This window comes from Microlunatus flavus (assembly GCF_900110855.1).
GTDB classification, from domain to species: domain Bacteria; phylum Actinomycetota; class Actinomycetes; order Propionibacteriales; family Propionibacteriaceae; genus Microlunatus; species Microlunatus flavus.
In genome coordinates this window covers 225,296-238,101 of the sequence record NZ_FOFA01000003.1, presented here as the reverse complement: position 1 = coordinate 238,101, position 12,806 = coordinate 225,296, and the positions used below count along the sequence as shown (strand labels likewise).

The following is a 12,806-nucleotide window of genomic DNA, read 5'->3' as shown; positions in this document are numbered from 1 at the left end:
AGGCCCTACGACTGCGCTCTGGTCCACCACGCCCTGGTCCACCACACCCTTCGTCCCCGTCTCGGAGCGAGTCTAGTGCCGAGCCCTCAACCGTCCTGCGCCCGGCGCACGACGACGACCTGGTCGCCGGCCTGCAGCTGGGAGACGGCGGGGTCGTAGAAGCGGCGCAGCGTCTTGTTCCGCACGACGGCGATGACGCGCTCGCCGTTGACCTCCTCCGGGGAGTGCCCGGCCTCGCTCGCCGTCACCTGCCGCTCCCCGACCTCCAGGCCCTCGCGCGAGGAGAGCAGGTCCTCGATGACCGTGCCGATGTTGGGGCTCGTCGCCGACAGCCCGAGCAGGCGCCCGACGGCCTCCGAGGAGGTGACGACGACGTTCGCGCCGCACTGGCGCAGCAGCGAGGCGTTGTCGTCCTCGCGGACGGCGACGACCACGTGCGCGCTCGGGTTGAGCTGGCGCACGGTCAGCATGGTGAGGATGGCGGAGTCGTCGCGGTCGAGGGTGATGACGATCTCGCGGGCCTTGGCGATCTCGGCGCGCCGCAGGATGTCGCGGCGGGTCGCGTCGCCCTCGATGGCGGCGTACCCGCGGGCGTTGGCGTCGGCCACCGCGGTCGCGCGGCCGTCGATGATGACGACCTGGGCCGCGCTCGTGCCGTTGGTCTCGAGCGTCTCGACGGCGCTGCGGCCCTTGGTGCCGTAGCCGACCACGACGACGTGGTTGCGCATGCCTCTCCTCCAGCGGGAGTCGCGGTACATCTGGCGGCCCTGGTTGGCCAGGACCTCGAGGGTGGTGCCGACCAGCAGGACCAGGAAGCCGATCCGCAGCGGGGTGACGAACAGGGCGTTCAGGACGCGGGCGTGCGGGGCGACCGGGGTGATGTCGCCGTAGCCCGTCGTCGTGATGGTCACGGTCGCGTAGTAGATCGCGTCGATCAGCCCGACGCGGCCGTCGTAGTTGTCGGTGTAGGAGTCACGGTCGAACCACACGAGCCCGACCACCATGGCCAGGAGCAGGAGCGCCAGCCCGCCGCGGCGACCGAGCTCGACCGCCGGGGACGCCGAGCGCGCGGGCAGCGAGACGAGGGTCTCGGTCGACCAGCGCCGGTCGTTGTCGAGCCGGCGCAGGCGGGTCACGGGCACCTCAGGCACCTCCGCTGCTGATGAGCGCCCGCACGTCGGTGACGCCGGCCTCGGCGAGCCGGCGGCGGCCGTCGAGGAAGCCGAGCTCCAGCACCACGGCCACGGCGGCGACCTCGGCGCCCAGGCGGCGCACGAGCCCGGAGGCGGCGACCAGCGTGCCGCCGGTGGCGAGCACGTCGTCGACCACCAGCACGCGCTGGCCCGGCTGGAGGGCGTCGGCGTGCAGCGCGAGCGTCTCGGTGCCGTACTCGAGGTCGTACGTGACGTCGACGTGCGCCCGGGGCAGCTTGTTGGGCTTGCGCACCGGCACGAAGCCGACGCCCAGCGCGAGCGCGACCGGGCCGCCGAAGATGAAGCCGCGGGCCTCGAGCGCGACGACCGCGTCGACGCCCTCGGGCGCCACGGCGGCGAGGCCCTCGACGGCCGCGGCCAGCCCGACCGGGTCCGCCAGCAGCGGGGTGATGTCCTTGAAGGTCACGCCCGGCTTGGGGAAGTCGGGCACGTCCACGACCAGCTCCGCCAGCCCGGCGGGACCCATCCGGCTACTTCTTCCGCTGGCTGCGGGTCGAGCTCTGCGGCTGCGGCCGCTTGGCGGCACCCTCGACCACCGGGCGTACGGAGCGGGCCTCCGGGCTCACCGTGGTGATCCGCGTGCCGCCGCGGCTGCCGACCGCCACCGCCGCCGGCTCGGCGGGGTCGACGCCCACGAGCCCCTCGGGCTCGGCGACCCGGTCGTCGGACCCACCGGCGCTGTCGAGGAGCTCGACGCCGCCCGCGGTCTTCGCCTCCGCCTTGCCGCGACGGTTCTCGACGCGGGCCCGGTGGCGCCGCATGTCCGGCTCGCGCTCCTTGAGCTGCGCGAGCAGCGGGGTGGCGATGAAGATCGAGGAGTACGCGCCGGAGATCATGCCGACGAACAGCGCGAGCGCGAGGTCCTTCAGCGGGCCCTCGCCCAGGATCGCGGTGCCGGCGAAGAGCAGCGCGGCGACCGGGAGCACGCCGATGACGGTGGTGTTGATCGAGCGCACCAGCACCTGGTTGACCGCGAGGTTGGACGCCTCCGAGTAGGTCTTCGTCGTGCTCGTACGGACCCCGCGGACGTTCTCGCGCACCTTGTCGAACACCACGACGGTGTCGTAGAGCGAGTAGCCCAGGATGGTCAGGACGCCGATCAGCGTCGCCGGCGTCACCGTGAACCCGACGAGGGCGTAGATGCCCACCGTGAGCAGCAGGTCGTGGAGCAGCGCGACCAGCGCCGCCCCTGACATCTTGGCGTCGCGGAAGTAGATCCAGATGACCAGCGTGACGAGGACGAGGAAGACGACGAGCGCGATCAGCGCACGCTCGGTGATCTGGCCGCCCCACGAGGCGCCGATCAGGCTGTAGTTGACCTGGTCGCCGGGCACGCCGACCGCCTGGCCGATGGCCGTGCGGACCTCGGGGACCTCGGTCGTGGTGTTCAGGGTGCGGGTCTGGACCCGGACCTGGTTGCTGCCGATGGTGCTGACCGTGATCTCGCCGAGGTCCTGCACCCCGGCGCGCTCGACGGCGTCGGTCACGACCTGCTTGGTCTGCGCCGTCACCGTGGTCGGCGCCTGGAAATCGGCGCCGCCCTCGAACTCGATGCCGAGCGTGAGCCCCTTCAGCAGGATCGCGAGGATCGAGATCCCCAGCAGGATCCCGGAGAGGACGTACCAGCGCCGGCGCCGGCCGATGAAGTCGTAGGAGACCTCACCGGTGTAGAGGCGGTGGCCCAGCTGGGAGAACTTGCTCATGGGTTCAGACCCTCGATCCGGCCGCGACGGCCCGTCGTGTCCGCGTGCCCGGGAGGGCCTTGACCCCGAGGTGCTCCGGGTCGAGCCCGGACAGCCGGTGCCCGCCGCCGAAGAAGCGGGTGCGGGCCAGCAGCGTCATCAGCGGCTTGGTGAAGAAGAACACGACGAAGACGTCGATGAGCGTGGTGAGGCCCAGGGTGAAGGCGAAGCCGCGCACCGAGCCGATCGCCAGGATGAACAGCACGACCGCCGACAGCATCGAGACCGCGTCGGCGATCAGGATGGTGTGCCGCGCCCGTCGCCAGCCGGTCTCGACCGCGGTCCGCAGGCTGCGTCCGTCCCGCACCTCGTCGCGGATGCGTTCGAAGTAGATGACGAAGCTGTCCGCCGTCACGCCGATGGCCACGATCGCGCCGGCGATGCCGGGCAGGTTCAGCGCGAAGCCGACCGAGCTGCCGAGCAGCACCATGCACGCGTACGTGACGACCGCGGCGATCGCCAGCGAGGCGACCACGACGATGCCGAGCCCGCGGTAGTAGGCGAAGCAGAACAGCACCACCAGCGCCAGACCGATCAGGCCGGCGATGATGCCGGCCTGCAGCTGCTCACCACCGAGGGTCGCGGAGACGTTGCTGACCTCGGAGATGTCGAAGGCGAGCGGCAGGGCGCCGTACTTGAGGACGTTCGCCAGGTCGGTCGCCGACTGCTGCGTGAAGCCGCCGGAGATCTGGGCGGCGCCACCCGGGATGGCCGTGTTGACCGACGGGGCCGAGATCGACTTGCCGTCGAGGACGATGGAGAAGCGGTTCATCGGGTCGCTCTTGGCGGCCAGCGCGCGGGTCGCGTTCTCGAACGCCGTCGAGCCCTCGCCGTTGAACTGCAGGTTCACGACCCACTCGATCCCGTTCTGCGGGATGCCGGCGCTCGCGCTCGAGAGCTGGTTGCCCTCGATCAGGGTCGGGCCGAGCAGGAACTTCTGGTCGCCCTCGCGGGAGCAGGAGAACAGCGGCTGGTCCGACACGTCGACCTGCGGGTCGCCGCAGGTGAAGGCGGCGAAGTCGGTCTGGTCGGCCTGGCTGGGCTGCCAGTCGAGGGCCTTGTCCGGCGGCGTGCCCTGCCCGGGCTCCGTCGGGCGCGGGGCGGAGGGCGTCGGCGGCGCGGTCGGCAGGGCCGGCGCGGGCAGCTGCGGGTTGGCCATGGGCCGGTTGTTGCCCGCCGGGACCTGCCCGCTGCCGCCGCTCGGGGCCGCGCTCGGGGTGGCCGGGTTGACCGACTCCGACGGCGCCGGCGCGGACGCCGAGCCGGTCGGCTCGCCGCTCGGCGCCGGGGTCGGCGCGCTGGTCTCGGTCGACGAGGGCACGGGGGCCGTCGGCTGGACCTGCTCGGCCGCGTACACCGCCCGGAACCGCAGCACGGCGGTCTGCCCCACCTGCTGGACCAGCTGGTCCTGCTGCACGTTGGGGACGCTGACGATGATCTGCCGGTCACCGGAGACGGTGACCTCGCTCTCGCCGACGCCGAGCGCGTTGACGCGCTGCTCGATGATCGTGCGGGCCTGCTGGAGGCTGTTGGGGTCCACCGAGCCGCTGCCGGAGGTGTTCCGGGCGGTCAGGGTGACGGTCGTGCCGCCCCGCAGGTCGAGCCCGAGCTTGGGGGTCCAGCTCTTGCCCACCGCCATCAAGGTGATCAGGCCGGCGATGATGATCGCCAGGGCGATCAGCATGCGCAGGGGTCGGCCGGTCATCGCTGCCACGTCAGTGCTCTACCTCGTTCATGACCGTGCCGACCGCGTCGCCGCGGCCGGCCGTCGGTGGGGATTCAGCGCAGGTTGCTGCGGTCGTTGTCGGCGACGGTCGTGCCGCTCGGCGCGTCCGCGTCGGCGCGGACGACCGGCTGCGGGTCGCCGGTGTCGTACGTGGCGGTCGCCTCCGCCTCGAGCTCGTCGCCGACCTCGTCCTCGGTGAGGGTGTCCTCGTCGGCCTCGGTCGCGCGCCGCACGATCGCCTGCTTGAGGACGGTCAGCTCGACGCCGGGAGAGATCTCCATGACGGCCTGCTTGTCGCCGATCGAGAGCAGGGTGCCGAACAGGCCGCTGCCCAGGAGGACCCGGTCACCCGGCTGGAGCTCGCGCATCGTCTTCTGCATCGCCTGCTGACGCTTCTTCTGCGGCCGCAGGATCAGGAAGTAGAACGCGACCACCATCAGGACGACGAGGATCAGGGTGCTGGCTTGCTGGGACATCGACTCGTCTTCTCGTCGGGTACGGGCGGACCGGTGAACTCTACTTGCCAAACCTGCGAAATCCCGAAGTCAGGAGAACAGGTCGCCCTCGGGCGTGGCGCCGGGCACGCCGCCACCGGCGTCGCGGGGGACCTTGAGCCCCAGGTGGCGCCAGGCCGCCGGAGTCGCGACGCGGCCCCTCGGTGTGCGCATGAGGAAGCCCTCGCGCACGAGGAACGGCTCGGCGACCTCCTCGACCGTCTCGCGCTCCTCCCCCACCGAGATGGCCAGGGTCGACAGCCCCACGGGCCCGCCGGCGAAGCGCTTGCAGATGGCGACCAGCACGGCCCGGTCGAGGCGGTCGAGGCCGATGGCGTCCACCTCGTACAGCTCCAGCGCGGCCGCCGCGACCGCCTGGGTGAGCCGGCCCGACCCGCGGACCTCGGCGAAGTCGCGGACGCGGCGCAGCAGCCGGTTGGCGATGCGCGGTGTCCCCCGGGAGCGGCGCGCGATCTCCTTCGCCGCGTCGGGGTCGAGGTCGACCCCGAGCAGCAGCGCCGAGCGGCGCACGATGTGGTCGAGGTCGGCGGCGGCGTAGAAGTCGAGCTGGCCGGTGAAGCCGAAGCGGTCCCGCAGCGGGCCCGGCAGCAGCCCCGCGCGGGTCGTGGCCCCGACCAGGGTGAAGCGCGGGATCTCGATGGGGATCGCCGTCGCGCCAGGTCCCTTGCCCACGACCACGTCGACGCGGAAGTCCTCCATCGCGAGGTAGAGCATCTCCTCGGCCGGCCGCGACAGCCGGTGGATCTCGTCGAGGAACAGCACCTCGCCCTCGACCAGGCCCGAGAGGATGGCGGCGAGGTCGCCGGCGTGCTGGATGGCCGGGCCGCTGGAGATGCGCAGCGGGGCGCTCATCTCCGCGGCGATGATCATCGCCAGCGTCGTCTTGCCCAGGCCGGGCGGGCCGGAGAGCAGCACGTGGTCGGGCACACCGCCGCGGCGCCGGGCCGCCGCGAGGACCAGGCCGAGCTGTTCGGCGACGCGCGGCTGCCCCTCGAACTCCTCCAGCGTCGTCGGCCGCAGCGCCGACTCGGCGGCGCGCTCGTCGGGGTCGGCCAGCCCGCGCATGTCCACGGGGTCGAGGCTCACCGGGTGCTCCTCGGGGTGCTGCGCGCGCTCTGGGTGCTCATCGTCGGGCCAGCGTCTGGAGCGCGGCGCGCATCAGCGCGGGCACCCCGAGGTCGGGCTGGTCCTCCAGCATCGGCTCGACGTCGTCGCACGCGGCCTCGGCGTCCTTGAGCGCCCAGCCGAGACCGACGAGGCCCTGGGTGACCTGGGCACGCCACAGAGCCTGCCCGGGCAGGACCGGGGCGCCGGGCTCGGCCACCAGGCCCACGGCGTTGATCTTGTCCTTGAGCTCGAGCACGATGCGTTGGGCGCCCTTGCGCCCGATGCCCGGGACCTTGCAGAGCACGACCAGGTTCTCCGTCGCGATGGCGTGGCGCAGCTCGTCGGGGCTGAGCACGGCGAGCGCCGCCTGGGCCAGCTTGGGACCGACGCCGGTCGCGGTCAGCAGCAGCTCGAAGAACTCGCGCTCGTCGGCGCTGGCGAAGCCGAACAGCGTCAGTGAGTCCTCGCGGACCACCAGCGACGTGAAGAGCGTCGCGCGCTGCCCGATGCGCAGATGGGCCAGGGTGCCCGGGCTGCACAGGGCGAGCAGGCCGACGCCGCCGGTCTCGACGACGGCCGACGTGGGCCCGAGGGCGGCCACGGTTCCGCTGAGGGAGGCGATCATGCGCGGGGTCCTCTCGTGCCTGTCCGGGGGCTGGTGGCGGCGCCGGTGCGCGCGGCCGCGTACGCCCGCTGCTGCCGGGCGGCGACGCCCGAGGCCGCCTGACGGGCGGCGTCGAGCCGGTCGGTGCTCTGCCCGCGCCACACGTGGCAGATGGCCAGGGCCAGCGCGTCGGCGGCGTCGGCGGGCTTGGGCACCTCGTCGAGACGCAGGATCCGGGCGACCATCGCGCCGACCTGGTCCTTGCCGGCGCGCCCGGAGCCGGTGATCGCGGCCTTGACCTCGCTCGGCGTGTGCAGCGCCGTCGGGATGCCGTGCCGGGCGGCGACCAGCAGGGCCACCCCGGCGGCCTGCGCCGTGCCCATGACGGTCCCGACGTTGTGCTGGGCGAAGACCCGCTCGACGGCGACGGCGGCGGGGCGGTAGCGCCGCACCCACTCCTCCATCGTCTCCTCGAGCACCGCGAGGCGGGCGCCGGTCTCCTCGTGGGCGGACGTGCGCACCACGTCGACGGCCAGCACGAACGGCGGCCGACCGGGCACCCCGTCCACCATGCCGAGCCCGCAGCGCGTCAGCCCGGGGTCGATGCCGAGCACGCGCACGCTTCGGGCCCCTGACGGTCGACGGAACGCGCTCGATGCGAACACGCGTTCGTACGCTAACCCGGCCGGGCGGGCGCCGGCCGACCCGACACGCTCGGCCGGCGGTACCGGCTCTAGCCCGCGCTCACCAGCGCGTCGTCCGGCGCCTCGACGTTGGTGAAGACGTTCTGCACGTCGTCGGAGTCCTCGAGGGCGTCGACGATCTTCTCGAGCTTCTCGAACGTCGCGGCGTCGGCCGGCTGGGTGAACTCGGGCACGAACGACACCTCCGCGGAGTCGTAGTCGAGCCCGGCCTCCTGCACGGCCGTGCGCACGGCGACGGTGTCGTTCGGGTCGCTGATGACCTCGAACGCGTCGCCGAGGTCGTTGACCTCGTCGGGCCCGGCGTCGAGCGTCGCCTCGAGGACGTCGTCCTCGGTGAGCTCGCGGCCGTCCTGGGTCTTGGAGACCAGCACGACGCCCTTGCGGCTGAACACGCGCGCGGTCGATCCGACGTCGGCCATCGTCCCGCCGTTGCGGGTGACGGCGATGCGCACCTCGGAGGCCGAGCGGTTGCGGTTGTCGGTCAGGCACTCGATGAGCATCGCGATGCCGGCCGGCCCGTACGCCTCGTAGAACAGCGTCTCGTAGTCGGCGCCGCCGCCCTCGGCACCGGAGCCGCGCTTGATCGCGCGCTCGATGTTGTCCTTGGGGACCGACGTCTTGCGCGCCTTCTGCACCGCGTCGTACAGGGTCGGGTTGCCGTCGACGTCACCGCCGCCGAGCCGCGCCGCGACCTCGATGTTCTTGATGAGCTTGGCGAACGACTTCGCGCGACGTGCGTCGACGACCGCCTTCTGGTGCTTGGTGGTTGCCCACTTGGAGTGACCCGACATGGTCCCCGATCCTAGTCCTGCCGCGGCGGACCTCCACCCGCGTTGCACCCCCGAACCCCGTCCCCCGGCCTCCGCACCCGTCCGACACCCGCGAAACGCTGAAAGACGACAGCGTCTTCGGCCCGATGGCTGTCGGGAGTCAGCGGTTCGTCGGGGTCCAGCGGGCCAGGGCCCGCCGGCGGCCGAGCGAGCCGTAGAGGGAGCGGGCGACGAGGCCGCGCCAGCTCTCGAGCCGGGCGGGCACCCAGGGACGTCCGAGGGCCGCGTCGGCCGCCGCGATGATGTCGCCGCCTCGGCGCAGGACCTCCCGCGCGGTGTACCCGCACCGTTCCCAGCGCTCGTCGACCAGCCGGCGCTCCCGGGCGAGGTCGGCCCGGTGGGTCTCGGGATCGCGGTGGTCCGCGCCGTCGTACTCGTGGATGCGGCGCGTCCCGACCAGCCAGAGGTCGGCGCGCGCGACGAAGGCTCCGCTCGCGGTGACGATCTCCCGCTGCGGCTCGACCTCCACGTCGGCGGTCACGTGCAGCACCCGCAGGACCGACTCCCAGGCCGACTCGCTGCGGCCGTCGAGCAGGGGCAGGACCGTCCGGAGCATCGGGGTCCCGCGGCGCCGGGCGCGGGTCGCCGCCCACAGCTCGTCGAGGGTGCAGTGCCCGAGCCGCAGCGCCGAGTCGCCGAGCGGGACGAGATCGAGGACGTGCAGGTCCGCGGCGCAGGACAGCAGGGTCTCGGCCGGCGTGGCGAGCCGCAGGCCGTCCACCACGTCGGTCGCGGGCGGGGCAGCGAGCCGGACCACCCTCAGCCCCGCGCGCTGGGGATGGCGCTCGCGCTCCGCGACCGCGGCGAACACGGGATGCGGCACCGGCTGCGGCAGCCACCACCCGCGCGCCTCGGCGGCCGTGAGGTGGGTGAGGACGGCGCTGTCCGGGAGCACCTGGCTCCAGCCCAGCAGCCGCTGCCCGAGATCGGGCTCGGCCGACGAGACGTGCACGCCGTACGCCGCTCTCGTCCACCCGGCCCGCCTGACGCGGCCTCGTACGACCTCCACGCCGGGAGCATGGTGACGATCGCGCGGACGTGCCGCCCGAAGAGCGCACCCTGTGGACAGCTCCCGCGCCGCGGCGCTCCTGTGGACAGCCGCGCCAGCTCGACGAACCGCTGACTCCCGACAACGGAATCGCCAGGAACGTTGTCGTCCCTCAGCGTTTCGCGGACATCGGGGGGTGGGGGGAAGCGGGGGCCGCTCAGGCGGGCAGGTGCCAGCGGGGGCTGGGGGCCTTGGTCTTCCACTCCACGATCGACCACTGGCTGCGCTGGGCCGCACGCATCAGCGAGATGTCCGGGCTCACCGCCACCGGGTTGCCGACGCTGGCGAGCATCGGCAGGTCGGAGTGGCTGTCGGCGTAGGCGAAGCTCTTCGACAGGTCCACGCCGTGCAGCGCGGCGTAGTGGCGCAGCCAGGCGCTGCGCGACTCCCCCACCAGCGGCGGCGTCGCCAGGTAGCCGGTCGCCCGGCCGTCGGCGTCGACGCCGAGCTCGGCCGCGAGGATGACGTCGAAGAGGTCGCGCAGCGGTCGCGTCAGCACCGAGACCGCACCCGTGATGAGGATCGTCGTGTGCCCGGCGGCCCGGTGCTCCTGGATCCGCTCGAGCGCCTCGGGGGCGACCCGGCTGAGGATGAAGTCGCCCATCGTCGTGTCGACGCGCTGCTCGAGCTCGGCGAGGTCGAGGCCCTTGTACCGGCGGTACACCGCACGGAGGAAGCTGCCGCGGTCGCGCTGCTCGGTGAGCAGGTAGCCCGGCAGCCGGCCGAGCACGCCGCCGACCTCGAGGACCTGCTCCACGGGCGAGAGCTCGGGCAGGCGCGACCACAGGTACTGCTCGATGACGTTGGTCGACATGATCGTGCCGTCGAGGTCGAAGACCGCGACCGCCTTGGAGCCGGACGTGTCCTTGCTGAGGTCGCGCATCGTCGTCGGGCGGGCGCCGCGCCGACGCCGGAGCGCGTCCATCCGCCGTACGGAGGCCGTCACCGACGGGCAGTGGACCTCCTCGATGTAGGTAGTCCAGTCGAAGCCGGCGGTGTCGAAGGCGAAGGCCTCCACGTCGGCCGGGTCGAGCGAGTCGTTCAGCGCGAGGGTGTTGTCGTCGACGAAGTGCAGCTCCGACTGCGCGTACTCGTTGTAGAGGGTGTGGTAGCGCCGCCAGAAGTCCAGGCGGCCCCGCAGCTTGTCGAGGTCACGGGCGAGCTTGCGCGTCCGGTGGGAGCGCGGCGCCCGCGAGACGACCCGCTCGGCGACCGAGTGGGCGCGCTCGGAGGTCGACAGCAGCCGCTCGACCGACACGGCGCCGGGGAAGGTCCACTCGGGCAGCGGCGCGCCCGGCTTCGAGACATTCTCCAGCGGGTGCGCGGTGAAGTAGGAGCGGATGTGGCCGTACATGTCGTGGAACGTGAGCGGGTTCCGGGCGCCGGAGCTGACGTGGTAGTACTCCGGCTCGCCCGGCGTGGGGTCGCTGGCGCAGACGGCGAGGATCGCGTTGACGACCAGGTCGCACGGCACGATGTCGAGCACCGAGTCGGCCGAGGCCGGGAACTCCGGCAGCTCGCCGCGGCCGTAGGCCAGGATCAGCGGCTCCGCCATCTTGAAGCCCTCGATCCAGCCCGGGTACGGGTGCTTCCAGCTGGACTCGACGATGGCGGGCCGGACGATGGAGACCTCGATGTCGGCGCCGAGCTCGGTGACGACGCGCTCCCCGAGGGCCTTGGTGAATGTGTAGACGTCGGTCCAGCCGAGCGAGCGCGCCCGCTCGGTGCCGGCGGCGACCAGCTCGGCGGTCACCCACTCCTGGCGGCGGCGCTCGGTGTCGGCGGCGGTGGTGAGGTAGCCGGCCTGGCGGTGCTGCCGCTCGGCCTCCTTGCGCAGGGCGGTCAGCCGCTCCGGCATGCGCGAGGCGGCCTCGACCTGCTCGCGCATCGCCAGCCCGGCCCGGGTCTCGGCCTCGTGGTCGATGCCGTGCACGTGCCCGGCCTCGGGGATCGCGCCGCGACGCCGACCCGCGGTGTACGCGGTGGAGATGTGGACGTAGTGCGGCACCTTCGTGCGCTCGCCGTCGGAGCCGGTGACGGCCTCGAGCATGCGCTCCATGAGGCGCTGCGTGCCGACGACGTTGGTGGTGAAGGCCTGGTCGATCGGCGGGTCGAAGGACACGTCGCCGGCGCAGTGCACGACGACGTCGAGGTCGGCGGGCAGGGCGGGGACGTTCGGCAGGTCGCCCTCGATCACCTCGACGCGCTCGAGCAGCGCGTCCAGGCCGCCGGCGGCCTCCGCAAGGTCGGCGAACACCTTCTTCTTGAGCAGGCTGCGGACGCGGGCCTCCGCGCCCGCCGAACCCTTGCGGCGCACCAGCACCGACGGGGTCGTGCCCGGGAGCTCGGTGAGGATCTTCCACAGCAGCTGCTCGCCGATGAAGCCGGTCACCCCGGTCATGACGATCTTCTTGCCGTCCAGCAGGTCGCGCAGGCGGCCGTCGAGGAGCGGGCCGTGGGCCGGCTGGCGGAGCTCGCTCAGGGCGGGGCCGCGGCGGAAGGTGTCGGCGGGGACGCTCATCGACGCGCTCCGTCCTGGGTCGCGGTGCGGGCCGGGGCCCCGGTCGCCGCCAGGGCCTCGGGCAGCGTGAAGCTGCCGACGTAGAGCGCGGTGCCGATGATCGCGCCCTCCACCCCGCGCTCGACCAGGCCCGAGAGCGCCTCGAGGTCGGCGAGGCTGCTGATGCCGCCGCTGGCGACCACGGGGGCGTCGGTCCGCGAGCAGACGTGCTCGAGCAGGGACAGGTTGGGCCCCGACAGCATGCCGTCGCTGGCCACGTCGGTCACCACGAACCGTGCGCAGCCGGCCTCGACCAGCCGGGCCAGCGTCTCGTCCAGCTCGCCGCCCTCCTGCGTCCAGCCGCGGGCCGCGAGGCGGGTGCCACGGACGTCAAGGCCGATGGCCACCTGCTCGCCGTGCTCGGCGATGACGCGCTCGCACCACTCCGGAGACTCCAGGGCCGCCGTGCCGATGTTCACCCGGGCGCAGCCGGTCGAGAGCGCGCGCTCCAGGCTCGCGTCGTCGCGGATGCCGCCGGAGAGCTCGACGTGCACGCCCGCCTCCGCGACGGCCGCGACGATCGGTGCGAGCACCGCGGCGTTGCTGCCGCGGCCGAACGCGGCGTCGAGGTCGACGAGGTGGATCCACTCCGCACCCTCGTCGACCCAGCGCCGGGCTGCGGCCATCGGGTCGCCGAACACCTTCTCCGACCCCGCCACGCCCTGGACGAGCTGGACGGCCTGGCCGCCCGCCACGTCGACGGCGGGGAGCAGGACCAGGTGGTCGGTGGTCGGTGTGGAGCGCGGGAGCACCGGG

12 protein-coding genes are annotated in these 12,806 nt (G+C 73.0%); all 12 read right to left on the bottom strand.

Annotated features, from left to right (window positions below):
* Positions 1-86: 86 nt before the first annotated feature.
* On the bottom strand, positions 87-1,142 hold the full coding sequence (locus BMY04_RS08845) for a potassium channel family protein (RefSeq protein ID WP_232506203.1): 1,056 nt from the start codon (positions 1,140-1,142) through the stop codon (positions 87-89).
* A gap of 1 nt (position 1,143) precedes the next feature.
* Positions 1,144-1,680: an adenine phosphoribosyltransferase gene (locus BMY04_RS08840; protein ID WP_091178958.1), complete on the bottom strand. Its 537-nt coding sequence runs from the start codon at positions 1,678-1,680 to the stop codon at positions 1,144-1,146.
* A gap of 4 nt (positions 1,681-1,684) precedes the next feature.
* Positions 1,685-2,917 carry a protein translocase subunit SecF gene (gene secF, locus BMY04_RS08835; protein ID WP_091178957.1) on the bottom strand — a complete coding sequence of 411 codons (1,233 nt, stop codon included), beginning with the start codon at positions 2,915-2,917 and terminating at the stop codon, positions 1,685-1,687.
* Between the two features lie 4 nt (positions 2,918-2,921).
* Positions 2,922-4,637: a protein translocase subunit SecD gene (gene secD, locus BMY04_RS08830; protein ID WP_091179632.1), complete on the bottom strand. Its 1,716-nt coding sequence runs from the start codon at positions 4,635-4,637 to the stop codon at positions 2,922-2,924.
* A 98-nt stretch (positions 4,638-4,735) separates the two neighbouring features.
* Positions 4,736-5,158 (bottom strand): preprotein translocase subunit YajC, encoded by a 423-nt coding sequence (yajC, locus tag BMY04_RS08825; protein WP_091178955.1) that lies wholly within the window; start codon positions 5,156-5,158, stop codon positions 4,736-4,738.
* A gap of 69 nt (positions 5,159-5,227) precedes the next feature.
* Positions 5,228-6,262 (bottom strand): Holliday junction branch migration DNA helicase RuvB, encoded by a 1,035-nt coding sequence (ruvB, locus tag BMY04_RS08820; protein WP_091179630.1) that lies wholly within the window; start codon positions 6,260-6,262, stop codon positions 5,228-5,230.
* A gap of 58 nt (positions 6,263-6,320) precedes the next feature.
* Complete coding sequence (gene ruvA, locus BMY04_RS08815) at positions 6,321-6,929, bottom strand: Holliday junction branch migration protein RuvA (RefSeq protein ID WP_091178953.1); 609 nt, start codon at positions 6,927-6,929, stop codon at positions 6,321-6,323.
* The gene (locus BMY04_RS08810; protein ID WP_232506273.1) at positions 6,926-7,480 is read right to left on the bottom strand and encodes a crossover junction endodeoxyribonuclease RuvC; all 555 of its coding nucleotides are present in this window, start codon (positions 7,478-7,480) and stop codon (positions 6,926-6,928) included. Before BMY04_RS08810 ends, ruvA begins: the two co-directional genes overlap by 4 nt.
* Positions 7,481-7,641: 161 nt before the next feature.
* A complete protein-coding gene (locus tag BMY04_RS08805) occupies positions 7,642-8,403 on the bottom strand; it encodes a YebC/PmpR family DNA-binding transcriptional regulator (RefSeq protein ID WP_091178949.1) in 762 nt (253 codons plus the stop codon).
* A 139-nt stretch (positions 8,404-8,542) separates the two neighbouring features.
* On the bottom strand, positions 8,543-9,451 hold the full coding sequence (locus BMY04_RS08800) for a hypothetical protein (RefSeq protein ID WP_139209801.1): 909 nt from the start codon (positions 9,449-9,451) through the stop codon (positions 8,543-8,545).
* Between the two features lie 196 nt (positions 9,452-9,647).
* Positions 9,648-12,011 (bottom strand): HAD-IB family hydrolase, encoded by a 2,364-nt coding sequence (locus BMY04_RS08795; RefSeq protein ID WP_091178942.1) that lies wholly within the window; start codon positions 12,009-12,011, stop codon positions 9,648-9,650.
* Complete coding sequence (gene priA, locus BMY04_RS08790; protein WP_091178939.1) at positions 12,008-12,802, bottom strand: bifunctional 1-(5-phosphoribosyl)-5-((5-phosphoribosylamino)methylideneamino)imidazole-4-carboxamide isomerase/phosphoribosylanthranilate isomerase PriA; 795 nt, start codon at positions 12,800-12,802, stop codon at positions 12,008-12,010. The genes BMY04_RS08795 and priA overlap by 4 nt, the downstream gene beginning before the upstream one ends.
* Positions 12,803-12,806 lie beyond the last annotated feature (4 nt).